Origin of the sequence: Candidatus Protochlamydia sp. R18 (assembly GCF_000648255.1) — a bacterium.
GTDB lineage: Bacteria > Chlamydiota > Chlamydiia > Chlamydiales > Parachlamydiaceae > Protochlamydia > Protochlamydia amoebophila.
This window is the reverse complement of sequence record NZ_BASL01000334.1, coordinates 1-23,803: the sequence shown is the minus strand read 5'-3', so window position 1 is coordinate 23,803 and position 23,803 is coordinate 1. Positions and strand designations below refer to the sequence as shown.

At 34.5% G+C, this 23,803-nt stretch carries 22 protein-coding genes; 16 read left to right on the top strand and 6 right to left on the bottom strand.

Annotated features, from left to right (window positions below; translation table 11 throughout):
• The 4 genes from TY19_RS11440 to TY19_RS00365 form a co-directional block, all read right to left on the bottom strand.
• On the bottom strand, positions 1-1,253 hold a 1,253-nt coding region (locus tag TY19_RS11440; protein ID WP_162831829.1), incomplete at its 3' end, for a BTB/POZ domain-containing protein.
• A gap of 28 nt (positions 1,254-1,281) precedes the next feature.
• A complete protein-coding gene (locus TY19_RS00375) occupies positions 1,282-2,583 on the bottom strand; it encodes a toxin-antitoxin system YwqK family antitoxin (protein WP_226988445.1) in 1,302 nt (433 codons plus the stop codon).
• The gene (locus TY19_RS00370; protein ID WP_042278594.1) at positions 2,580-3,203 is read right to left on the bottom strand and encodes a hypothetical protein; all 624 of its coding nucleotides are present in this window, start codon (positions 3,201-3,203) and stop codon (positions 2,580-2,582) included. The genes TY19_RS00375 and TY19_RS00370 overlap by 4 nt, the downstream gene beginning before the upstream one ends.
• A 2-nt stretch (positions 3,204-3,205) precedes the next feature.
• Positions 3,206-4,783 carry a hypothetical protein gene (locus TY19_RS00365; protein ID WP_042278592.1) on the bottom strand — a complete coding sequence of 526 codons (1,578 nt, stop codon included), beginning with the start codon at positions 4,781-4,783 and terminating at the stop codon, positions 3,206-3,208.
• 219 nt (positions 4,784-5,002) lie between these two features.
• Between TY19_RS00365 and TY19_RS00360 the strand changes: the two genes are divergently transcribed.
• The 7 genes from TY19_RS00360 to TY19_RS00330 all read left to right on the top strand — a co-directional run bounded on the left by TY19_RS00360 (position 5,003) and on the right by TY19_RS00330 (position 13,651).
• Positions 5,003-5,269: a YggT family protein gene (locus TY19_RS00360; RefSeq protein ID WP_039360939.1), complete on the top strand. Its 267-nt coding sequence runs from the start codon at positions 5,003-5,005 to the stop codon at positions 5,267-5,269.
• Complete coding sequence (gene dusB, locus TY19_RS00355; RefSeq protein WP_042278589.1) at positions 5,269-6,303, top strand: tRNA dihydrouridine synthase DusB; 1,035 nt, start codon at positions 5,269-5,271, stop codon at positions 6,301-6,303. Before TY19_RS00360 ends, dusB begins: the two co-directional genes overlap by 1 nt.
• Positions 6,304-6,458: 155 nt before the next feature.
• Complete coding sequence (locus TY19_RS00350) at positions 6,459-7,187, top strand: DUF2071 domain-containing protein (RefSeq protein ID WP_042278587.1); 729 nt, start codon at positions 6,459-6,461, stop codon at positions 7,185-7,187.
• Between the two features lie 158 nt (positions 7,188-7,345).
• Positions 7,346-8,947 (top strand): hypothetical protein, encoded by a 1,602-nt coding sequence (locus TY19_RS00345; protein ID WP_042278586.1) that lies wholly within the window; start codon positions 7,346-7,348, stop codon positions 8,945-8,947.
• A gap of 270 nt (positions 8,948-9,217) precedes the next feature.
• Positions 9,218-11,572, top strand: a complete 2,355-nt coding sequence (locus TY19_RS00340) for a glycosyltransferase (protein WP_042278584.1) — start codon at positions 9,218-9,220, stop codon at positions 11,570-11,572.
• A 238-nt stretch (positions 11,573-11,810) separates the two neighbouring features.
• Positions 11,811-12,470: a transaldolase family protein gene (locus TY19_RS00335; protein WP_039360927.1), complete on the top strand. Its 660-nt coding sequence runs from the start codon at positions 11,811-11,813 to the stop codon at positions 12,468-12,470.
• An 8-nt stretch (positions 12,471-12,478) separates the two neighbouring features.
• Positions 12,479-13,651: a class I SAM-dependent methyltransferase gene (locus TY19_RS00330; protein WP_226988444.1), complete on the top strand. Its 1,173-nt coding sequence runs from the start codon at positions 12,479-12,481 to the stop codon at positions 13,649-13,651.
• A 68-nt stretch (positions 13,652-13,719) separates the two neighbouring features.
• On the opposite strand, the gene TY19_RS00325 is transcribed toward TY19_RS00330, so the two are convergent.
• Positions 13,720-14,325, bottom strand: a complete 606-nt coding sequence (locus TY19_RS00325; protein WP_042278581.1) for an HD domain-containing protein — start codon at positions 14,323-14,325, stop codon at positions 13,720-13,722.
• A 482-nt stretch (positions 14,326-14,807) separates the two neighbouring features.
• On the opposite strand from TY19_RS00325, the gene TY19_RS19055 reads away from it, so the two are divergent.
• From TY19_RS19055 to TY19_RS00285, 9 genes are all read left to right on the top strand, one after another.
• The gene (locus tag TY19_RS19055) at positions 14,808-14,972 is read left to right on the top strand and encodes a hypothetical protein (RefSeq protein WP_226988443.1); all 165 of its coding nucleotides are present in this window, start codon (positions 14,808-14,810) and stop codon (positions 14,970-14,972) included.
• Positions 14,973-15,116: 144 nt separating this feature from the next.
• Positions 15,117-15,260, top strand: coding sequence for a cbb3-type cytochrome oxidase assembly protein (locus tag TY19_RS12270; RefSeq protein ID WP_079979162.1), 144 nt, complete (start codon positions 15,117-15,119; stop codon positions 15,258-15,260).
• A 136-nt stretch (positions 15,261-15,396) separates the two neighbouring features.
• Positions 15,397-15,615 carry a hypothetical protein gene (locus TY19_RS00315; protein ID WP_042278577.1) on the top strand — a complete coding sequence of 73 codons (219 nt, stop codon included), beginning with the start codon at positions 15,397-15,399 and terminating at the stop codon, positions 15,613-15,615.
• A 206-nt stretch (positions 15,616-15,821) separates the two neighbouring features.
• On the top strand, positions 15,822-17,237 hold the full coding sequence (locus TY19_RS00310; protein WP_042278575.1) for a cbb3-type cytochrome c oxidase subunit I: 1,416 nt from the start codon (positions 15,822-15,824) through the stop codon (positions 17,235-17,237).
• Positions 17,234-18,544, top strand: coding sequence for a cbb3-type cytochrome c oxidase subunit II (locus tag TY19_RS00305; protein ID WP_042278574.1), 1,311 nt, complete (start codon positions 17,234-17,236; stop codon positions 18,542-18,544). Before TY19_RS00310 ends, TY19_RS00305 begins: the two co-directional genes overlap by 4 nt.
• Entirely contained in the window at positions 18,541-18,771 is a 231-nt protein-coding gene (locus tag TY19_RS00300; RefSeq protein ID WP_042278572.1) for a hypothetical protein, read from the top strand. The genes TY19_RS00305 and TY19_RS00300 overlap by 4 nt, the downstream gene beginning before the upstream one ends.
• Positions 18,737-19,030: a hypothetical protein gene (locus tag TY19_RS00295; RefSeq protein WP_042278570.1), complete on the top strand. Its 294-nt coding sequence runs from the start codon at positions 18,737-18,739 to the stop codon at positions 19,028-19,030. Before TY19_RS00300 ends, TY19_RS00295 begins: the two co-directional genes overlap by 35 nt.
• A 779-nt stretch (positions 19,031-19,809) precedes the next feature.
• Positions 19,810-20,610 carry an oxygen-dependent coproporphyrinogen oxidase gene (gene hemF / locus TY19_RS00290; protein WP_042278569.1) on the top strand — a complete coding sequence of 267 codons (801 nt, stop codon included), beginning with the start codon at positions 19,810-19,812 and terminating at the stop codon, positions 20,608-20,610.
• Between the two features lie 39 nt (positions 20,611-20,649).
• Entirely contained in the window at positions 20,650-21,336 is a 687-nt protein-coding gene (locus TY19_RS00285) for an outer membrane beta-barrel protein (RefSeq protein WP_042278567.1), read from the top strand.
• 366 nt (positions 21,337-21,702) lie between these two features.
• Here TY19_RS00285 and TY19_RS00280 read toward each other — a convergent pair whose 3' ends face one another.
• The gene (locus TY19_RS00280) at positions 21,703-23,760 is read right to left on the bottom strand and encodes an F-box/WD repeat-containing protein (protein WP_042278565.1); all 2,058 of its coding nucleotides are present in this window, start codon (positions 23,758-23,760) and stop codon (positions 21,703-21,705) included.
• Positions 23,761-23,803: the final 43 nt, after the last annotated feature.

Below are 23,803 nucleotides of genomic sequence, written 5' to 3'. Positions count from 1 at the left end.
TGCGCCAATCCAGCATCGGTAAGGTTTTGGCAATAGCTTAGATCAAGATGTTGTAAAGTTACTAAGGATCTTAAATGCGCTAATCCAGCATCCGTGAGCTTTTGACAATAGCGCAAATTCAAATGCTGTAAATCGACTAAGGGTGTTAAATGTGCCAATCCAGCATCCGTGAGTTTACCGCAAATGCTTAGATCGAGATAGTGTAAAGCCATTAAAGGTGTCAAATAGGCTAATCCTGCATCAGTAAGATTTTCACACCAACTTAGATCTAAATATTGCAAAGTCATTAAGGGTGTCAAATGGGCTAATCCTGCATCAGTGAGATTTTCACACCAACTTAGATCTAAATATTGCAAAGCCATTAAGGGTGTCAAATGGGCTAATCCTGCATCAGTAAGATTACTGCAAAAGCTCAGATCCAAACGTCGCAGGGTTGTTAAGGGTGTCAAGTGCGCTAATCCAGCATCAGTAAGATTTTTGCAAGTTTTGAGATTGAGTATTTTTAAATTTTTACAATCTTTTAACGCTAAAAGATAGGCATCAGTCAAATAAATATTGTCTGAAAAATTGAGTGCTTCTATCTCATTTGAGAAGTGATTTATAATTTTTTCAAACTCCGCTAACTGAGAAGTCTGGTTTAATAAGGCGCTCACAATGGTAAATTCTAAATAGTTTTTCAAATTGTTTAATTGACATTGACGCGCAAAATTTAAAAGCTCTTTTAATCCGACTAAACTCTCTTTAGTGGAACTAAAGAGTTCAAATCTATGTGATTTGTATCCATCAATTAGCTGCTCTTCTAAGCTTTTTACCACTTCTGTTAGCTCATAATAATCAGCTAGTTGAATGAAAGAAGTGATTTCTTCTAAGGGAACTTTAAAATTAGCATCCATGACACAATTAAGCAGATGCGTAAACTCCTTTTGTGTCAAAGCGAGAGGATGTTGAAGGGTTTCTTGAAAATTTCCTGACCAAAGAGTCTTAAAATAAAGAGATTTTTCTCTTAACATGGCTAACTGAGAATGAGAAATGTTCAGAGAAGTTCCATCTTGAAAGCTTAGTTGGAGTTCTTCAGATGACGATGAAAGATCGGGAACTTGAATTATTGGTGCACCAGTTTCTTCTAGATTAGTCAAAGGATTGACTAAAGAGTTATCTTCATCTCTAAGAGGATCGCTAAATTCTTGAGAGCGATAGTCAGAAAGGGGCGTTGTATTAACAAGATAACCATAACTTAAAGTAGGAATATTCAAATGACCATCCAAATAAGTTAAATCAAGTTTAAAAATCGGGTTTTCCATTCACATAATTAATTTTTTGAACGAAGTGGCCTTCTGCATCAAAGATTGTAGCAGTTCCCTTACCTATAATAACTTGGCTAGCTGGTGCTCTTTCTCCTTTTCTAAAATAATCCCCTTTGATTAATTTATCATTGTCATACTCTTCAATCATCATTAAATTGCCGTCTTGATACCAAGCTGTAGAAACTCCATGTTTAGCATTGTTAGCCATTTCTTTTTGGCTTTCTTGGACGCCATTTGAATACCAAGTTCTCACATGCCCTTGAATTTTTCCTTCATACCAATAAAACGCTAGTTTGGGTTGGATAATTTGTGGATTGATACTGTCATAATAATCCACTTCTTCTCCATGTTTAATTTGATTTTTAACGTGATAAACACGTTTAAGATTACCACAAGCCGTAAAAACTTTTACCTCTCCTTCAAGAATTCCCTCTCGATATTCTTGAATTTCTTTAATATAATCTTTCCCAAATACAGCTCTAAAACCTGTTCCTTGCTTGACTTCTGCTACAGAGTTTCCTTGCTGATCAAAATATTGGCCATTTTCTAGCTTACCTTTGCAATATTCTTCTTGGCTGGCTAAATTTTTGTTGTCCCAGTAGCGAAATGATGGTCCATGTTTTTGTCCCTGAACGTAATTGATTTGTTGGAGGATTTCGCCATTTGTTTTATAAATTTCACAAACACCTTCGATTTGATTTTTTTTATAAGGTATTTGCTTCCATACCTGCCCACAACTATGGTAGTGAGTTGAAATTCCTTCTAAAGACCCTTGATTGTAAAAAATCTCACCTATAAGATTTTCATCTTCATCCCATGCATAGCTTGAACCATCGAAAATCCATGACCTTTCTGCTGAAGGTGTGACATCTGCAACTCCTCCAATGACTTTTGTAGAAAGACTTATAGATCCGTTTTCGTGCCATTCATAGTAACACCCATTAGCTCTTCCATTTAAAATTTGTAAAAATTGCTTGGGGTTTCCATTAGCATGATAGGTCGTAACAACAGATCGTACATTTCCTTTCGAATCCCTTGCATAAATTCGAAGCACTTTCTGATAAGGTTGGGAGGATAAAAAATCTGTTTGTTGATATTGATTTAGCCGATCTTTATTGCTAATTGTTTCCGCAAATCCATTTCTATCAATGATATGAATACTAGTTAAAGGTAGAGGGCGTTTGCGATAGGTGTTTCGTTTAGCACTAGAAAAAGTTAAGGCTAAAAATGCTAGAAAAACCCATAGGGTCATTTGTTTAAATGCTTTTGTTTTGATCATAAAAACTCTCTTTTCAGAAGTTTAAGATTAAGAACAAAAACTTCATTTTTTTCATAGACTTTCTTTTTATCTAACTTAAACTCTGTAATAAGTAATTGCGGGCGATTAGGCCCTGGCAAATAAGGTCCTACTTGAATTCCTTCAATGAGAGCTAAGATTTTTTGCAAATCATGCGTATTGACTTCAACGGGGTGAACAAGTGTTTCGATCGTTTCTTGAAAGAGAGGAAATGTTTGAACAACGCCCTCAGAAAAAATGAAACTATTTGAGGAGCTAGTTAATAATTCTAATCTTTTTTTTATTCTTTCATCACCTGAAAAATTTTTATCGGCAACAATTTTTTGTAAGGATTCGATTTCTGTTTCTAAAAACACTAAACTTTCTAAGTGTTTATCAATATAAAAATGATCAGCATCACGAAAATGTTGCCTTACAGCAAGATTCAAGGCTTGTTTCTTTTCTTTAACAAAAGCTTGACACTGTAAAGTTTCTAATACATTTCGTAATTCTTCTAAATCCGATTTTTGAGAAAAAAAAGTGAAAACAACAAATAAAAAAGGAAGAACACCGATGGCAATGAGATAACTTATCGCACGATTGAGAGGAATGGTATTAAGCATAATTATTGACTAGGATAATTGGTTTTATCTTTTAAAAAAAATGAGGTTTTATAACGACCCCGATTTGAACTCCATTTTACTTCTCCTTTGGGATCCACCCAATCGTTTGAAGCTATTAATGCGTCATGAAACTCGCGAGCCCACTTGGGAGTTCCGCTACTAAACTCTAATTCTATTTTCACTTGATATTTGTCTTGTTTTTTTCCTTGCATGGGTCGTTTAACTAAGATGTAGTTAAAACTTTCAATTTGTAAGTGGTGCTCTCGTTTTCCCTCCTGCGTAAGGAAAGAGACAGCTGGATGAAGGCTTAGCCACGCTAAAACATCGCTAACTTTGGGTATGTTAGCAAATAAAGGAAATGAATCTGGTGTTGCTTGTAAATCTTTTTGTAAAAAAGTCAAGCGATCTAAAAGATCTTGACGATTTAACTGCGTAATTTCGACAATTTCTCCCTGGGATTTTTCACGAGCCGATAGATTTTTTGTTAAATAAGCATTTTCGAATTGTTCGTAAGATTTATTCATCCCTGCTAGTGTATTTACATATTCTTGTTTAAGAAGGCTTTCTTGCTGGCTTAAATAGGATTGGCCAAAAAAATAAAAAAGGAGGCTTAGGCAAAACATTAAGCCAAAATAAAGCGCGATAGGAAGTATAAGCCTTCTCCAGGGATGAGGATAAGACATTTTTCCTTGTCGAAAGTCAATTGAAGGGGTGGCGTTTGGAAGACTCCCGAACGCTAAGCCAATGGGAACCGCATAACATAATTTTTCTTGAGTTGAAAAAGAATCTTCTGTTGAGACAAGTGGTAAAAGGGGAATCTGAATAGATTGAGAGAGTTGTTCATAAATAGAAGGCCATTTTGCAATTTCACCCGTAAAAATAACCCCCGAGATAATTTTTTGATTCTCTTTTGCAAAAGAAAGAGTGATTTTAGTGACAAGTTTTTTTAATTGCGCAAGCGATTGAGCTAAATCATCTTCATTCTGTAAAATTTTTAATTCTTCCTTTTGGGTAAATGAAGAAAGTATTAAACTTTCGCTGATTAAAACAGCGGTGACAGTTTTTTCTTCAAAATGGATGATCAAAAATGTTTGATCGTGTGGTAAGTATTGTTTACTAAATTGTCCAAGTGCAGCTTGAGTACAACTTACTTTTTCAGATTCGATGCCAAGTGATAGCCATTGTTCTAAATGTGTTTGTAAAAGATCTTTTTTTGTTGCAAACAAAAGCAATTTGGTTTCATCGTTTTCTTGTTTGATAACCTGGCTTGAAAGTAGGGATTGATCAATAGGATAAGGAAGTAGAGGTTCTGCTTGAAAATGAAGCGTTGCTTCAATATCTTTTGCTTTCGTTAACGGAATTGTTAAAGGACGTAAAAGAACTTGCATCCCATCTAATCCTGTCGTTAGAATAGGGTGTTGTATGTAAAGCTGTTTTACATTGCTTAAAGAATTCAAAGGAGTTGTAAAAAGGTCTTTTAAAATTGGGCGACCAAACCTTTCTATAACTTCTGCACCTTTGATAGAATTAGAATTTAGTTCAAGTCCAATAGATTTTAAAGAGGAAAGAAGCTTTAACATGTCGCCTATTTTTAATGCTTTTTAACACTGAGTGTATTCATTAAGATATTTCTTTGCATATTTGTAAAATTTCGGTCTTTCTTGAATTGTTTTTCTGGTATAAGCTTATTTGAAAATTCATAATTTTAATTGCAAATCGTAATATAAAATTTGTATTATTTCAAGCAAGTATTTTATTTATAGTTACTTATATATCTCAATCTAAAATTAATGATAGTTATGTTTATTTTGATTCAATGTATTCACGGTTTTTTTCAAATTTATACTCTTATGCTATTTGCTCGCATTATTGCCTCATGGTTTCCTCAACTATATGAATACCGAGTTATGCAATTTATTACTTACTATACAGAGCCATATTTAAATTTTTTCCGAAAATTTATTCCTCCTTTCGGAATGATAGATTTTAGTCCTATTGTGGCTTTTATTTGTTTGAGTTTTATACAAAATTTGCTAGTTAACTTTTTACTTGGTTTTATGCGTTAATGAAACAATATTTAGCTCCTATTCAAATTGGCTCTAAAAAGCTTCCTAATCGAATTTTTTATGCACCTTTAGCTGGGTGTTCTGATTTTCCATTTCGTAAAATGTCTGCTCAATATAAACCAGGATTGATGTATTGCGAAATGGTAAAGATGGATGCTTTGATTCGCCACGATCCGCATACATATCATATTTTAGACTATGCAGCAAATATGCATCCGATTGGAGGGCAATTATGTGGAAGTAAGCCCTCAATTGCAGGACAAGCAGCTAAAATTATCGAAGAATTAGGATTTGACATTGTTGATTTGAATTGCGGTTGTCCAGTTGATAAAATTACAAAAGATGGAAGTGGGTCGGGATTATTAAAAACGCCTGAATTAATTGGCGAAATCGTGTGTAATATGGTGTCGGCGGTCAAAATTCCCGTGACTGTAAAAATCAGAGCTGGATGGGACGAGCAACAGATTCAAGTTGAAAATATTGTTCAAATAGTGGAACAAGCGGGAGCCCAAGCAATTTGTATTCATGGGCGGACGCGCCAGCAAGGCTATCGTGGACCAGCTAATTGGGAATATATCAAGAGAGGAAAATTAGCCGCTAAGTCGATTAAGATTATTGGAAATGGTGATGTTTTAGATGGTCCATCGGCAGCAAAAATGTTTTGTGAAACAGGATGTGATGCCGTTTTAGTGGCAAGGGGAACATTGGGACAGCCTTGGATTGTTCAAGACATTCTACGTTATTTAGAAGGAAAAACTGCTATTTGTCATTCGTTGGAAGATTGTCGGCAAGCTCTTTACCAACATTTCTTAGAAACCTTGCATTATCATTCCGATCAACGGGTATGTATAGATATGCGCCGAGTCGGTTGTTGGTATTTAAAAAAATCTTCTGGAACAAAGCTATTTCGAGAACTGATTAGCAAAGCTTCTGACGTGGAAGTCATTAAAAATTTAATTTTGGATTTCCCCTTAGGTGATTCAACTGAAAGTGAAGACATAGCTCAAACTCAAAAAGTTGATTGTTGTGCTTAATTAAGAAACATTCGTGCATAAGTGATCTAGCAAAGCTTAGGAAAATAGACTCAAAATTGCAAAAACTATTTTTTAGCTTGCTGAAGAAGGGGGTAATTAAATGTTTTGTTTAAACAGTCCTACCTAAATTTTTCAAACCTTTCATTTGCCGCTTTATGACCAAACCTACCCTTAATGATCGTTTACGAGTCCAAAACTATCCCAATAATCAAGTTTCTTTGATGAATCAAAAATGGAGTGATATCCTTTTTGTGAACTGGGAATGTGATCCAAAAGAGATACAAAAGACGCTGCCTGAAGAGTTATTCGTAGATACTTTTCAAGGAAAGGCTTACATGGGAATTCAAGCTTTTAAAGTGGAAGAAGCGAAATTGAAATCTTTCTTTTTCTCACCTCGGTTCGAAAACTTTTTAGCTTTAAATATTCAAACCTATGTTTACGATCAAAATAGAGTTCCTGGTATCTGGTTTTATTCTTTATTAGCTGATCAAAAGCTTGTTGTAGAATTAGCCAAGCAGTTTTTGACGTTGCCCTATCACTATACTAAAATGGAAATTCTTCGAAACTCTGAGAAGTCTACTTTGATGGTTCACCAAGAGAAGCATCCTTTACTCTCTTGGCAAAATTCATTAAGATCCCCCGATATATTTGCTGAAACCGATAGCCTGGAATTTTTTTTGCTAGAGCGTTATGTGGTTTATACTTTAAAACAATCTCTTTTAAAAAAAGGATTTGTTTATCATTCTCCCTTTAAATATTCGTTAATAAAAATTTTAGAATTTACTCCTTCCAACAGTCTTTATTCAAACTTCCTTCCTTGTAATCATTCTTTCCATGCTTTTTTTTCTTCCCATAGTCAAGTAGAAATCTTTAAACCTATCTGATTTCTTAAAAACTTATCGAATTGGCATGAATTTTGCTTAATAAAATTAATAACAGATTTATTAATTAAAATTATAAAAAATATTTAACTAATTAAATTAATCTTAATATTTAATTGTTATAATTAATTTGTAAATTAAATTTAATTAAGGAGAGGTTTATGAATAATTCTATTCCTGATAGGTCTTTTATTAATCAACAAATCGATGTGATTAGCCAATCTATTGTTAAAGGGCAAACTTTAGGGATGGTAGAGCATGAAGGAAGACAATTTGTTAACCTATCAAAAGAAGACACACCTACTTCAAATACTGAAACAGAAAGAATTGTTTATTTAGAAGTTGCCCATTTTATAAGTAATAATAAACAAATTTTACAGTTTAGCGAAGTTAAAAATTTGAAAAATTCTATCGATAAGCGGATGAAACATATTGAAGAGCAAACGACAGGTTTAAAAGGGTTGGTTAACTCAATTTTTAATAATAAAGAATACACAAAATTAATAACAGAATCTCAAGATTTAAAAGCGTTGAAAAATATTATTAAAAACGTGGCAAAGGAAATGCAACAATTTGCGGATACAAATTCTTCAGATCAAAAAACTTCGCATTTAGCTTCTCCTTATGCAGATGTTAAAGCTAGTCATTTGACTTCAGATGTTAAAGCTGAAGTTCCTTCTTCTTCAGAAGATCCCACACCTTTACTTAACACAGATATTCCAACGGCGCCTCCTGTCCTAAATACAGATATACCTCTCGCTCCCCTTCCTCCTGGTAACCTTCCACCCCCTCCACCCCCTCCGGGAATGGGTGTTCCTCCTCCACCTCCTGGTAGCGGTTTAGCTCAACCAAAAGTAGCTGTGCCAAAGTTATCACCTCAAGAATCGCATAACATAGGTCAAGAACGTAGACTAGACAGACTTTTAAAAGAAAGGGCGGATCCCACTTCTCTTTTTGAATTTTCGCCTCCATCGAATGCTAAGGAAATTGAAGGTGAAATTAAAGCTCTTGGAAGCATAGCTCGTGAATTAAGGGAAACGATGCCTGAGTACGCTAAGAAGTTAGATTTGGAAATAGAAGAAAAATCTAAAGCACTTAAAGGAGAAGCTAAAGCTGTTCTTACTTTGGATCTTAAAAATTTTGATGTTCCAGCTTATGATCCAAATTTTATTCAACACGCAAAAAAATTGACTAATCATGAGATTAAGTTTGTTTTAGGTCAATATTTTGGAGGTAAAGTGCCTCCAAAAGATGACGCTGTATTATATTTTCAATATCAGGTAGATGAAGCCTTGTTAGATGATATTTTTGCTAATTGGGCTACAATTTCTAGTGGAAAAATGGCCGAAGCATTCGGAAAACATTCGGATCAATGGAACTCATTTATAAGAGTTAGAGGCGTAAGTGGTTTTGTCGCGTTACTTAATCATCGATTAAATGGTAAGTATAAAAAGAAAAAATATATGGGCGACGATGGGGTAGAACCTCAATATAAGCCTGATCCATTTGATCCAAATAAAAAAGCTGCAGCCAAAAAAGCACCCGCACCTCAACAACCACAGGGGATTGATCTAGAAAGAATTAGAGGAGCTAAATTAAGAAAAACTCCTTCAAGGCAAGCCGCTGCTCCAGAAAGTAATGAAATTGCCCAGCAAATGGGTAGATTAAAAAAAGTTGAAACTAATGACAAGTCACAATTTAAGGCTAACGAGGGAGAAACTTTTAATGTAAATCGGCTAAAACCAAAAGGTAGCGATGAATAAGCCTCAAATTTTTGAAATCTAACTTTTTAAGCCCATCAAAGTATTTGATGGGCTTTTTTTAAGCTCACTTTTCTATCAAAATTTTAATCTTAAATTTTCATTTTTTTATTTTCCTTATCCGATTCAATTTTCCTTAACTAAGCTTTAATCACAGAATGAAAAGTAGTGGCCTTGCCTTAAACAATGAAATCGTTGTCAAATTGAGTGCTGCTTATTCAAATAAATGCTATGAGTAAAAATAGGCCATAATAACTCGATTTTAGGATTAGGATGATTAAAGATTTATTAGATCAATTTATAGATTTGTATGAGCAAGAATCAAAAACAGAAGCTTTACGATTAGTTTTACCTTCTCCGATGATTGCTTATGATGATTTATTTTCGAAAGATCGAGTCTTTTTTTATTTTGTTAATTTTGTTGACGCGGCAGTGTTTAAAGGCGCGTTGGAATTTAAAGCTACTTTTTTAGTTTTAGAGTCTTTATGTCAAGAATATCCCTCTTTGAAGTTTTTAGGAGATCGTTTTTTAGAATGCATTCGTCTTGAATATGATTTATTTACTTTTTTTTCTAATCCTGCGAGTCTTGATGAGCATTGTCCTCCCCAATTGAAGACATTTTTTCAATGGATTCATAAAGGAATTTTATCTCAGGAATTTCCGCTAGAAGAACTACTTAAAAGCTTTCCATTGCAAATTCAAAATTTATTCAGTAAAAAATTGGTGGTTTTAAAAGGATGGGAAAGATTAAAGCAAGCTAAATCAACTTTTATCCAATCACTGGGTGAAAATTTGACTATATATAAACAGCCTTGGCATTGTTTTTCTTATTCTTTGAAAATTAATCCCAAGCAAAAAAATATTTCAGGCTGTCCCTTAATATTTTTAGAACCTATTGAAGGATTTGATTATTATTCTTTTCTACAAACGTATTGTTCTAAAAAATGTTTGATCATTTTTCCAACAGTTTCTCATTTATTTCAAATTTTGCAATTTGAAGACATTCATGAAATATTTATGAGAGAGCATGTTTGCCTCTATGTTTTAGATATGTATCCTCATCAACAATTTTTAAGCCAACATGTGCTTTGGGAGCAAAACGATTCTTTCGATTTGATTGAGATGGTGCCTAATCCACAAATACAAAAGTTTTTTCCAGCTCTTGAAGTAGCCCTTAAAGCATGTTTAATTCAATCAAAAGAATTACTTAAGCAAGATACGGAGCAAGGCAATGGGTTATATGCTTTAGGTAAAAAATTTGTTTTTGATATGGAATCTCATCGATATGGAACAAGTCGTGCTGTTGCCTTGGGTATTGAGCAAGGATTACGACAATGGTATGATCCTCATAAAGGAGCTATCCCATTAGAGGCTGATTTAGGTCCTTTAACAAAAAACTACTTGCAAGAAGATATTCAAGAAAGAATGACTCAAAGGAAAGTTAAAAAATTTCAGCCCAATCAAAAAATTAAACTCGCTCATATCGTTCCTCAAATAGTAGATGGTGGGCATGCCCCTTCAAAGCTTTTAACAACAATCTGTACATTTACAGATCAAAAATGGTTTAATCTTTCAGTCTTTAGTACAGAAAGACTAGCCGAGCACTTACTAAGTTATCCAATCAACTCTTACCATTCTGGCTCTTCTGTTATTAGAGGCAATTTAACTTTGAATCATTTCAAACAATTGGGTGTAAAAGTTGCTATTGATCCCGATTCGCCCACGTATGAATTAACCGTGAAAGGGGCTCTGGATTTTTTAGAACAGCAGTCCATTGATGTCGTTATTTTTCATGGACCTGATGAATTAAATAGTTTAATTAGTAGTTCAACTTCTGTTCCCATTCGCGTTTTATTTGATCATGGAACTCTTCCTTTATTCCCCTGCTTTGATTTAGTTATTTTGAGTACGGAAGAAGCTTATGTGCAAAATCGTGAAAAATTTCGCTTACAAGGAATGGAAAGTTGTGTTCTTCCTTTTTCTATTAATGTTCGCCAAGGATGGAATGAAAAACCTTTTTCTAAAGAAGAGCTTGGTTTACCTAAGGATAGTTTTGTATTAACAACCATTTCTCATCACTTGGATACTCGAGTGTCTGAGGAAATGTTGCATGCGATTGCTAAAATATTAAAAAAATGTCCGAAAGCTATCTATGCACCAATTGGAATGGTTGCAAAACAAGAAAAATGGAAAGAAATTTTAGATCAATATGGTGTCAAAGATAAGTTGTTTTTTCTTGGCACACATTCCAATCCAAGTCAATATGCTCGCTCAATGGAACTTTATCTCAACGAATTTCCTTTCGGCAGTGGGTTAGCCCTATTAGATGCGATGGCAGCTGGATGCCCAGTTGTTTCTATGTACGAAGAAAATGGACCTCAACAGGCTCGTTATGCAGCAACTTACTTTGGTATTGATTATGTCGTTAAAACGGGCCGAGTAGACGATTACATCGAATTAGCATGCCGCCTGATTGAAAACCCTGTTCTTTATCGAGAATGGTCTGTACACGCCCTTAATCAATATGAAAAAAGGGTAGACACAGCAGATTATGTCAAAAAATTTCAAATTATCTTAGAACAATTTATTGAATATTCATTAAACAACGAGAAAAATAAATCGGAGTAAACAGAAAGAGAGCATGTTTCCCTTTCTTTGCCTAATTACACCTTTATGTTACATTAAATTCTTTATGGCATGCTAGTGATTCACATAAATCGTAGTTTTCCAAGTATAACTATCAAATTCTGAGATATGTGTATATTTTTTCGCCAAAAAAATGTAGCTTGAGCGATGATGTATAAATGTAATTTTCCCAATAACAAATCTATAGTTTTTTATCCTTAATGGATAAATGAGGAATCCAATGGAAATTTGGCTTGATACAACTAATGTTAAAACTATTCAAAAAGCTGTTCGTGTAGGTGTTTTATCTGGTATTACCACCAATCCCAGTTTAATTGCTCAAGCTAAAAAAGATATGGAAAGCATTTTAGAAGACTTGCTTCACTATCAAGAAGGGCCTGTCACAGTCCAAGTAATTTCTCAAGAGACAAATGACATGTTGCAGCAAGGGCAGATGCTTTATTCTTTTTCTAATCGAATTATTGTTAAAGTTCCTTTGACTAAAAATGGATTAGAAGCTTTACATCTTTTAGCTAGGCAAGGAATTCCTACAATGGCAACAGTAATTTTCCATCCTCGTCAAGCATTGATGGCTGCTCTTGCCGGAGCTAATTATGTAGCTCCTTATATTAGTCGGATAGAAAAATTAGGAGAAAATCCTTGGTCGATGTTAGAGTCGCTGACAAAGACGTTTCAGCAGTATCAACTGCAAACTAAAATTATGGGAGCCTCTTTAAATTCTGTTGATCAAGTTATCAAATGTGCAGAAATCGGAATTTATGGTGTTACCCTTAAAGATGATTTATTTGAAAAAATGATTGAAGACTACTCCCCAACTGTAGAAGGGGTTCATCAATTTGCTGATGAGTGGGAACATGTACCAACTTCTTTTTTTAATTAGGGACTTGCATGTCTATTGACTTAGATTCTCTTTTAAAAGAAATTTTAGACCGGCAAGAATTAGTCATGGGAACTTTGAGTTCCCCTTTCGTAAAAGAAAAACAAAAAATGATGTTGCGCCCTTTACTAATTAAAGGGCAAATTGCTTATCAATTAACTACACAATTAGAAGATAAAGCGGTGCATCAAAATTATTTTACACAAGAAGCTCTTAAATATTTAAGAGAAATGATTCCTCATTTTAAACAAACTTTTTTGTACACAGCATCTGCAGATTACCATATCTTGGTTAGTAAAAAAAAGCATCTAACGATCCTTAAAAAACCACCGACTAAATCGTCTCTTTCCTTATCTCATAATCGCTCCAAAAACTATCTTTTAGAAGAAGGGGTTCCTATTTCTTTTCTTATTGAGTTAGGAATTATGAATCAGCAAGGAAAAATTTATCCACAAAAGCAAGATAAATTTCGGCAAATTAACCGCTTTTTAGAAATGGTCAATGATATAATTTGTCATTTTAATCCCTCTTTACCTATCCATATTGTAGATTTTGGTTGTGGAAAAGCCTATTTAACATTTTCTCTTTTTTACTTTTTAAAAGTATGCAAGGGATACTTCGTTCAAATGCATGGGGTTGATCTTAAAAAAGATGTGATTGAATTTTGTAATCAACTTACTCAAAAATTGGGATATGCCGAGCATTTAAAATTTAATGTCGGAGATGTCAATCATTTCAATATTCACCAACCAGTGGATTTTGTCATTTCATTACATGCTTGCGATACTGCCACTGATGCCGCTCTAGAAAAAGCAGTGCGATGGGGTGCTAAAGTCATTTTGAGCGTTCCATGTTGCCAGCATGAGCTGTTTCAACAAGTGCAAAATGAGGCTCTTGACCCTCTTCTAAAACATGGAATTTTAAAAGAGCGTTTTGCCGCATTAGCTACAGATGCTGCTCGTGTGCAATTGCTAGAGGCTTTAGGTTATCAAACGCAAATTATAGAGTTTATCGATGTAGAGCATACTCCCAAAAACTTACTCATTCGAGCAATTAAACAGACTTATTCCACCCGATCCCAACAAGTCCTGGAAAAATACCGAATTTTTAAAGAAATGTTAAATATTACCCCTTCTTTAGAACAGCGGTTCCAAAAAGAGTTATTTGGCGAAACTAATGGATAAACAAATAATTAATCCGTTAATCAAATGAATGAACACTGAAGTTTATCAGTTTAACTTCAAAACAATACTTAAGAGTGCATGTGTGGTTTTTTCCCTCCATCTATCCAATGTGGATCATCCGGGTTTTTTATCCACCACTGATCGGTAGAGGTTTCTAAAATAGTTTCAACCAATTTTATACCAATCTTTGTTTTGATACGTTGCCTGACTCTTTGAAACCATTCTAAAGCTTTTTGATTACCTAGTTCTAGTTCTCTTTTTAAAACTAAAAGAAACTCAATTTGATCGGCATCATGAGCGATTTGAGCTTCTAAGGATTCCCCTTTTTCATACTCTTCAATCCAATTGACTATTTCTGGTCCTAAAACAGATTCATTGGATAAATCGTGAAGAGCCTTAGAAATATTGGGGGTGACATATTTTTTTTGAACGTAGTTAAGATCGCCAATGCGTGATTCTGGTAAATCATGTAATAAACACATCATGACTAATTTATATCTATCGATGGGGTCGCCCATAAGATGGGCAAGGGCATGAGCAACTAAAGAGACTCGATAGCTATGTTCAGCAATAGATTGTTTCCCCGTCCCTAAAAAAGCGAAACCAGATCGAGGAATTTGTGCAAGCATTCCAATTTCATTGAGTAAATTGACAATTTGACGAAATTGATTCATAAGCCCTCAAAATAAATTTATTGTTCTCTTCATTTATATTTAATTAAATCCAAGAAATACGATTAATATTAAAAAAAGGCATCTTTATAAATTTTACTCAATTCTTCTCATGATCATAAAGCGAGTTTTTCTTTAAATCTACTCTTTGAAAAAGTTTTTAGAAAAAAGAGTTTCTCTGGTAATTTCACCCCTTACTTAAATTTTTTTATAGGTTGATTCACTTAAATCTAATTTTTTTGGAAATCCATAAGAATTAAATGAAAAATGCATCCTTGCGAACTTTATCCCTACTTATTCGTTCCCCCATTGATCTTTCCCACATTGATCTTTTTAATTTTAAAAATTATCTATGAAATAAACTTTTTAAAAACCAAGAAGTTTGTTAGATTGCTATTCTTATCATGCATGAAAATTTATTAAAGAATAATTATACCGTTTAAGTGGTCTGTGAACAAGCAAATCGATGTCTACAATGCTATATTTTGCCTGTTTTTGAGGGAACTCTTTGTCTAACAGGTAATGGCTTTATTAATGTTGGTCTTGATAATTGTTTAAAACAAATCCCTGTTAATAAACTCAATTTAGATGCAAGAGAAGAGAGTTTGCGTTTAGCTGTCAATCATTATAGATTCAGCTTTAATAAATGAAGAAAATTTAGCTTAGATGGGTTATAGCGAGTTAAAAGAGAAAGACCTTTGAATTCGTTATGGCTTTGGTGCTAAAAAATGCCTAAGGCACGCTGTGACGATTGAGCGTCATGAATTATTCATTTCGTTGGATAGGGTAAAAAAATGCTTTTTTGGACAATTATGAGCTCAATTGCAGCTTCTTTAACAGGATTAGCTGTTTACATTTACTACTCGAGAAAAGGACAATTTGATGACTCTGAATCGATCAAATATCAGATATTTCATGAGGAGGAGCATGACTCTTAATAGGTTAGTAAATTATACCTAAAGATTGCAATTTATTAAATATCGACTTCAATGATAAGAGACTTTTAATTTCACGCCGTTTTTTAATTTTAATGGAAGGAAGTCGGAGCTTATTTATTAATTGGGGGCTAGGCAAATGCTTGGAGCTTCTCAGTTAGTTTTTTTATACCCTAATGCATTGGAAGTTCTGCAGAGTTTTTTTCAATTGGTCGGCCTGAAAAAATTCTTTCCAAAGATAAAAATTGTTTGGCTGGAAAAAGAAATGCACATTGTACAAGGAAGAGTAACGTTGGCTGTTGTTTATGAAAATATTACAAATAGTCTAGAGCAGCTTTTGAAGCATTTTAAAATTTGAAGTTTAAATTAATAGCCGATACACGGAAAGAAGCAGTAAGCTTGTTAAATAAACAAAAATTCATTTTGGATAAACTTCCCTTAATTTCAATTAATTTCCGCAAATCCATCTGAACAAAATTGATATAGAAATTTAGACAAAAAAGCGTTTTCAAGAATAAATTTTTACGATATTAAACCTTTAATTCAAATTGCAAAGAGTGTGACATGGTTACATATGACGATAGACCAGCTAAATTGTTCTTATATCCCTCCATCATATTTATGATTATTGGAATGCTCATTGGTGTTTTTATTGCTTTCAATGGTTTTATTTTTCCTGATTATTTTGCTGGTGAGTATATTCATTTTGGTCGTGTAAGACCTGTACACGTAGGAACTGTCACATTGTTGTGGTTGCTATCCGTGGATATAGGGTTGATGTATTATTTTATCCCCCGTCTTTGTGGCATTTCTATATGGAGTTCTAAGCTTGCTTTTTGGGGAGCTGCTCTGTGGTGGCTTTCATTGACATTAGGAGTCAATTCATTTCCTTGGGGAACAAATTTTGGTTGGGAATATGCTGAACTGCCCGATTGGGTTTCTTGGATTCCCGTTAAATATTTATTTGTGTTAGGGTGGATTTTTATCGTCATTAATTTTTTTATGACAATAGCAAATAGACGTTTTGAAAAATTATATGTTTCTCTTTGGTACAGCATGGGAACATTAATTTGGACAACATTTGTTGTATTTGTGGGAAGTATTGCTATTAATTGGCTGCCTGAAGGTATGTCAAGAGTTAATGCTAGTTGGTTTTATGTTCATAATCTTGTTGGATTAATTTATACTCCAATGGGATTAGCCACAGCCTATTATTTTCTTCCTAAAATAGCGGGTACACCGATATATAGCCACCGCCTATCCATGATAGGATTTTGGTCTATTGCTTTTATTTATGCTTGGATTGGCACGCATCATATTATTCACGGGCCGGTTTCTCAATGGCTTCAAACAACTTCCATCATATTCTCAATTTGGATGTTTATTCCAGTATGGACAGTGGTATTTAATTTATTTGCCACCTTGCAAAAAGATTGGCTAAAGTATTTAGAAAGCGCCCCCATTAGATTTTTAATGATGGGTAATATTTTTTATTTCATTACGTGTGCTCAAGGCTCTTTGCAAGCTTTGCGAAATGTCAATGAAATTACCTCAAAAACAGATTGGGTTATTGGACATTCTCATATTTCACTGTATGGTACTTTTACATTTTTTGCGATAGCCGGAATTTATCAAGCTATTCCAACAATAGTGAAAAAACCATTATGGTCTACAAAGCTTGCTGACTGGCATTTTGCCTTAAATTTATGGGGAAGTTTATTATTTTTATTTTCTCTATGGCTAGGTGGCTTTTTACAAGGGTTGATGTGGGCTAACTGGGCAGAGGGATCTTCTTATGCAGAATTTCATGATAATTTGACTCGTATTCCCTTTATTCAAACTATGGCTGATATGCGCGACTGGTGGATTTTAAGGGGATTAGGGGGAATCATTATTTTAATCGGCAACATCTTATTTGCGATTAATATTTTTAATACAATTGTTTTAGAAAAACCTCGAGAAGTGAGATTGACGGCATGACGCAGGAAAATCGAAAAAAAGATAAGGCTTCTCAGCAAAATTCCTCTCATTATGATTTTTTGCATCGTCTTGATAAATCGGCCCTGTGGGTGATTATAGGTGTTATTCTCTTATTTTCTACCTCTATTATTGTTGTCTTAATTGCTCCAACCTATGTCGATTCAACTTGGACAAGCCCAACAAGCCCTTACCAAGTTCAAATGTATGAAGTAGAAGATCCTAACCTCTATATTAGTAATGCCTCTGTCGAAGGGAGTGATTTACAATATGTACGCCATTTAAAGCAGAACTATAGCCTGTTAGCTTTCAAAGAATCTAATGACCTGCGTTTAGTCGCTTCTCAAGGATTAGAGAAATATATCACGAAAGTGAATGATTCAACGCTTAAGCTCACCTCACGTCTTTTATTGTTGAGAGAACCACAAGGCGAAGCTAAAAAACAAGCCGAGTTGCTATTAGCCTCTCAACAATCCACAACGAAAATAGCTCAAAAAGAAGAGGATTCATCGGCAAATTTGGGAAAATTGAAATTTCAAGTTTTGGAGTTGTATGACCCCGAAATGCAAGAAGTGTTTTCTTTCGAACCTTCAGGGGGAATTTTGCAAAATTGGGTCGATGAAAATTTCACGATTTTAGATGATAGTGTCAAACAGCCTTATCATCGAGATTATGGGGTCATTTATTCACTTAATCCTCAAGAATTTCGCATTATTGAAGAAGGCCATGGCAATGCAAAAAGATGGCGATATGATCCAGATGGTAGGCCTATTCGACAGATGGATGAATTAAAAAGTCCTGCGATGGGTTTTCACTCAAGGCAAGATCTCATTCTTTTTGGTGAACATCTGTATGCAATTGAAGGCTGCTGGTATTGCCATACCGATCAAACGCGCACACTAATTCAGGATACCGTTTTAAATGGATCAGACTCCTATCCAGCTCCTCCCTCTTCTGCAAATGAGTATATTTATCAAAAAATTACTTTTGCTGGAACAAGACGGATTGGACCCGATATTTCTCGCGTAGGAGTAAAAAAACCTAGTCGTGATTGGCATAAAGCTCATTTTTGGGCACCTAAAACGGCAAGCGCGGGATCTCTGATGCCTTCTTTCCGACATTTTTTTGATGCTAATCCAAAGGAAACCGGAAAAAGTGCGATTGGTATTCCTAATTATCAATTTGAAGCGATTTATCAATATATGATGACCAAAGGAACTCGCATTACGGCTCCTAATCAGGCTTGGTGGTTGGGAAAAGATCCTATTAAAACAAAAGAAATTATTGAAGGTCAACGTAAACTCCAATGAATCAATACGCAGTCATAGATGGATTTGGAATCTATGGAAATTTATTACATTATGCATTTGTGATTAGTTTAGTCGGGGGTGCTTTTATCATTTTTCTTTACTTATGGAAAATTGATCGGTTGAGTATGGATGAGGAAGCAAAATATCAAATGATGGATGAAGAACAAGAATTAAGTCCGAAGGAGAAAAAAAATGGAGCCAAATCAAAATCATTGGGAAGAAAGTGAAACCTCTCATGAAATGGAAATTTATGGAGATCCAGCAATTGCTTCTTTTGATGCAAAAATACCTAGATTTCTGGTTTGGACTTATTGGATTTTACCTTTTTGGGGCATCATCAGTTTATATTATTTTTGGAATGGAAGTATAGGTTGGTTCGACCGTGGATCTTGGAAACAATTACAAATTGCTGCTAATACCACCTTTCCGATAGAGAATCAAAATGATGCTATTAATAAGAAAATAGATGAAGTAGAGAAAGAATAACAAATTGAGATAACAACGGGGTTATCAAATTCTGCTATTAAATCAACGCGCTTGAATATTTTTACTACTTGAGCAAGCCTAAAACACCTTGATAGCTTAATCAATCCTCCATGCTATAAAAACAACAGCTCTAAGTTTTTTTGAATTGCTGCCGTATCATTTTCGCTATAAACAGAAGGAGCATTTAACTTTCCTTCCCAGATTTAAAAACAGATTTTATTTTCCTTTCAGCCTAGCTTTTAACAAAAATTTTCCCTTGTCTAAGTAAAATAATTTTTAAAGCTCCTACGGATATATAAAATAAACAGTAGTAATAAGTCCTAACATAAGAAGAAAACAGTCTTCATAACCCTTTTTGTGATGCTATTTTCCCATTTAACTCTTAATTGAGAATCGTTTGGAGTGCTTTATACAGGCTTTTTAGTTTTATAAACCCATCTATTTAGTTTCCATCACCTGAATGTAGAAAATAATAAAAACGTTTTCGCAAGATTAGATGCTCATTTTCGAATCGTTTTTATTGAATATCAAAAAGAAGACATTAATTAAAATTTTTAACGTATTGCCGTTTTAAACAATGTTAAAAGTTTTTTGACTAAGAAAGACTATTTTTTTACTGGCTCTTAATCGGTGAGGGTTTTAAGATTGCATACCTAAACCTGGAAACAGCCTATTGATTTAAAAAGTTTTATCCGTGTTTTCCAAAAGGATAATTATTTAAACGCAAACAAATGTAAATATAAAGTTAGGCATTAACCTTCGTTCAAAAAAGATAAGTTATGGTTTTTCCCCACCCCTCCCGTTTAGAACTCATTGATTTTTTAAAATCTTTGCGTGAAAAAATAATCACTTCTTTTGAACAGATGGAGAAAACCCATCACTTTGAACGTAAAAGTTGGGCACATCATGAAGAAGGAGGAGGGGAAATTGCCGTTTTAAGAGGAAATATTTTTGAGAAAGCGGCTGTTAATTGGTCTGGAGTTGGAGGGTCTCGTTTTCCTTTAAGCGAAGCAGAAGGACCTTTTTTTGCGACAGGAGTAAGCTTAATTACCCATATGAGCAATCCTCATGTACCTACCTCGCATTTTAATATTCGATTTATTGAGACAAAAGATCGTTATTGGTTTGGAGGGGGATATGATTTGACCCCTATGGGATTTCCTTACTTAGAAGATACGACTCATTTTCACACTATTGCAGAGCAAACCTTACTTCCTTTTGGTTCTCACTTATATCCTCAATTTTCTCAGCAAGCTAAAGAGTATTTTTATATTCCTCACCGCCAAAAAGAACGTGGGGTGGGAGGAATTTTTTTTGACCATTACAACACCGGAGATTTTGAGAAAGACAAACAATTATGGGAATCGGTTGGCCATTCATTTATTCAAGCGATTATGCCTATTTATCAGCGTCGAATCTCACAACCGTTCAATCAAGAAGAACGAGAGATTCAATTGAAGCATAGAGCTCACTATGCAGAATTTAACTTAGTTTATGATCGAGGAACGAGATTTGGATTTCAGTCAGGAGGAAATACTGAAGCAATTCTTTGTTCAATGCCCCCATTAGCAAAATGGTAAACGATTAGTCTTTTGTAAATTTGTAATCATAGGACAATTATGAAGATTCTTTCTTATTTTCGCTTTTTAAGCTTTTGCCTCTTGAGTTTTTTTAGTTCTTATCTCGCAGCAGAAATTCATGGAAAGATAGATATTGGGCCAACTTTTGTTTCAGTTGACATTCTCGAATCCGGAAAAACAGAAGACACAATTCGATTTGGAGCTGTCAAAGGGGATCTTACGCTATTAGGTTGGAAAGGTTTGGCGTTTAAAAGCGGCTTTATGATTGGGGAAGGTAAAAAGCATGCACAATTTACGTCTGGATACATTGGATTAGGTCAATACATTCCTGTGACTGATAAATTTATGATTCTCCCTTCTATTGGAGTTACTTTTAGTTATTTAAAAACACATGTAGATTTTGAACATTTTCAACTATTTGATTTAAAAGAGAGATTTCGCTCTTCCAGTCCTTATGTAGGAATAGATTTTTCTTATAAATTGACTGATAAGTTGACTGTGGTAGGGATTTGCCAATATGCTTGGTGTCATACGCATACTAAAATCAAACCTATTGTTTCTAGTAAAAGTCATTCCAATGGTCCCAATTACTCCTTAGGTCTAGATTATAGCTTTAACGCTAATTGGACTTTAACAGCTGGCGTGGGATATAACATTACTCTTTCTCGGGAAAAACACGGTTTGCGCGGCAAAGGAGCTAAAATTGGCATGGCTTATTACTTCTAAAACCAATGCGTTTAAGACACAAAGTTTTCTTGCTTTTTGATAAATGCGAGAGAGGTAATCTCAAAGATAGAGATTGCCCTACTCACAGTCACTAACAGCCATTGTTTACGATAAGCGATAGAGCAAACTTCACATTTATGAATGGAATCAAGATGTTTGCCTTGTAATTGTAGCTTTAGCTATAGAGAGAATCGTAGTTGTAGTATATAAAAAATTAGCTGAATGGTTTATGCGCTTGCCGAGATTTAACCTCGGCAAGTATTAGTACATGGCTAACTTAACGCGGCAACTAGTTGTTGGCGTGAAAAACTAGCTTTTAACTCGTCCTTCTTTAAAAGGGCTTTTAAAATTTAAATGGATTTTTTATTAGTCCTCTTTTTTTCTTTTTTTCTTTGAAAAAGATGGATTATGCTGTGATTCGTGCGAGATCTTGCTGCTATCTTCTTTGCTTTTAACACTTCTGACTTTTCTCTTTTTTAATTCTTGCCCTGTCGATTCTTGTGTTAAAGAGTTGATTTCCTCAAAATCTTCTTTTTTAGAAGGGAAATAATCAAAAATTTTCATATCTATTAATAATTGCCCTCCGTTGGGAGAAACTGTTACCCTTTTATTAGAAGAAGAAGTTACCCCTTGGGATTCTAAACGATTTTCTAAAATGTGTAAGCAGTTTCCTGTTGTAGCATCCCACAGGTGAACGAATTTGCCGTTATCGGTAATTATCCATTTGCTATTTGGAAAAAAATCTACTTGATGCGCCTTTTCTTCTTCCCAAATTTTCAAGCAAACTCCTGTTTGAGTATCCCAAAGGCAAATCGATTGGCCGTGATAAGTAATTAAGCGCTGGCTATCAGGAGAAAAGACCGCTTTGACGCTAAATTGGCCTTTTTCCAGCGTCTGCTGTAAGCATTTTCCTGTTTGAGCATCAAAAAGACGAAAAAATTGGCAGCTAGTAGTAACTATTCGTTGGCTATTTGGAGAAAAATTCACTTTTACGCCCCATTTATTTTTTTCCAAGGTCTCCAGATATTCGCCTGTTTGAGTATCCCAAAGGCAAATAGATCTGCAGGTACTAGTAATTATGCGCTGGCTATTCGGAGAAAAGAAGGTTGCCGTGTACTCTGGACCTTCTTTAAGAGTTTTTAAACATTTTCCCGTTTGGGCATCCCAAAGACGAACGATTTTGCCATTATTAGTAATTAACCGTCGGCTATCTGGAGAAAAAGATACGTTTGAATTGAGAAGGCAGCCATTTTCTAAAGTCTGTAAACATTTTCCTGTTCTGGCATCAAAAAGGCGAATGGATAACGTGTCACAAATAGCCAACTGCTGACTGTTCGGAGAAAAAGATGTTGTAAGCAACGTAATATTTTCCAAAGACTGTAAACATTTTCCTGTTTGGGCATCCCAAAGGCAAACAGATGTGCCATCATTGCTAATTATTCGCTGGCTATCTAAAGAAAAAGATATAGATCCAGAAGATGGGTTGTATCCCAAAAACTGTAAGCATTTTCCTGTTTGAGCATCCCAAAGGCGAATCGATGTAAGGCTAATAGTAGTCAATTGTTGGCTATTTGGAGAAAAATATACGTTACAACACTTTTCTTCCAAAGTCTGTAAAAATTCTCCTGTTTGAGCATTCCAAAGATGACAACTTCCTTCTTGCCAAAGAGAGTTCATTACTTGCCAAGGAGAGCTAATTATCCGCTCCCCATTAGGGGAAAAGGATATATTTGGACGTTCTTCCCATCCTTTTCCCCAATTTTTTAGAAATTTTCCTGTTTGGGTATCCCAAAGACTAATACTTTCGCTACTAGTAATCACCACTCGCCGACCATTTGGAGAAAAGTATGCGTAAGGGTTCCATTCATGCCCTTTTTCCAACGCAGCAGCTTTTAAATCGATAATTTTTTGCACCCGATTTGCTTTTATATTGGCTTGAGCCATTAATTGATCTCTAGGATGAATTTCCATTCTCTTTGATGCACAAGAAAGAAGAGGAAAAATTTTCTCGAGAAAAATCTTCCAAAGTAAGCCATCGGAGGTTTTTGAATGCCACTGTTTGCTCACCTTACGGATAGTGGCTAAATCTTGAAAAGATAAGAAAGAAAAAATATGAAGATGAATTTCATCGGATAAATTTTCTATCGATTGCCGTTCATCCAAATGTTCTATACAATTTTTTGTTAACTTTTTTTCTAAAAAAAGCTGTTTTAATTTTGTTTTCCATACATTTTTTTCTGAAATGAGCTGTTTCCATTCCCTGCAAACTTGCTTTGCAAATTTTAAATCTTTTACGCTCAATTTTGAGAATATTTTTATCCCAATTTCTGTATATGCATTTGAATTAGAAAAGATTTGCTTTTTTTCTAATTCTTTAAATGCTGGAAATATATGGGGATGAATATTGGAAGTTTCTAAACTCATGTACTTGCCCATGTTTATTTTATTTGAGGCTTAATTATAAATA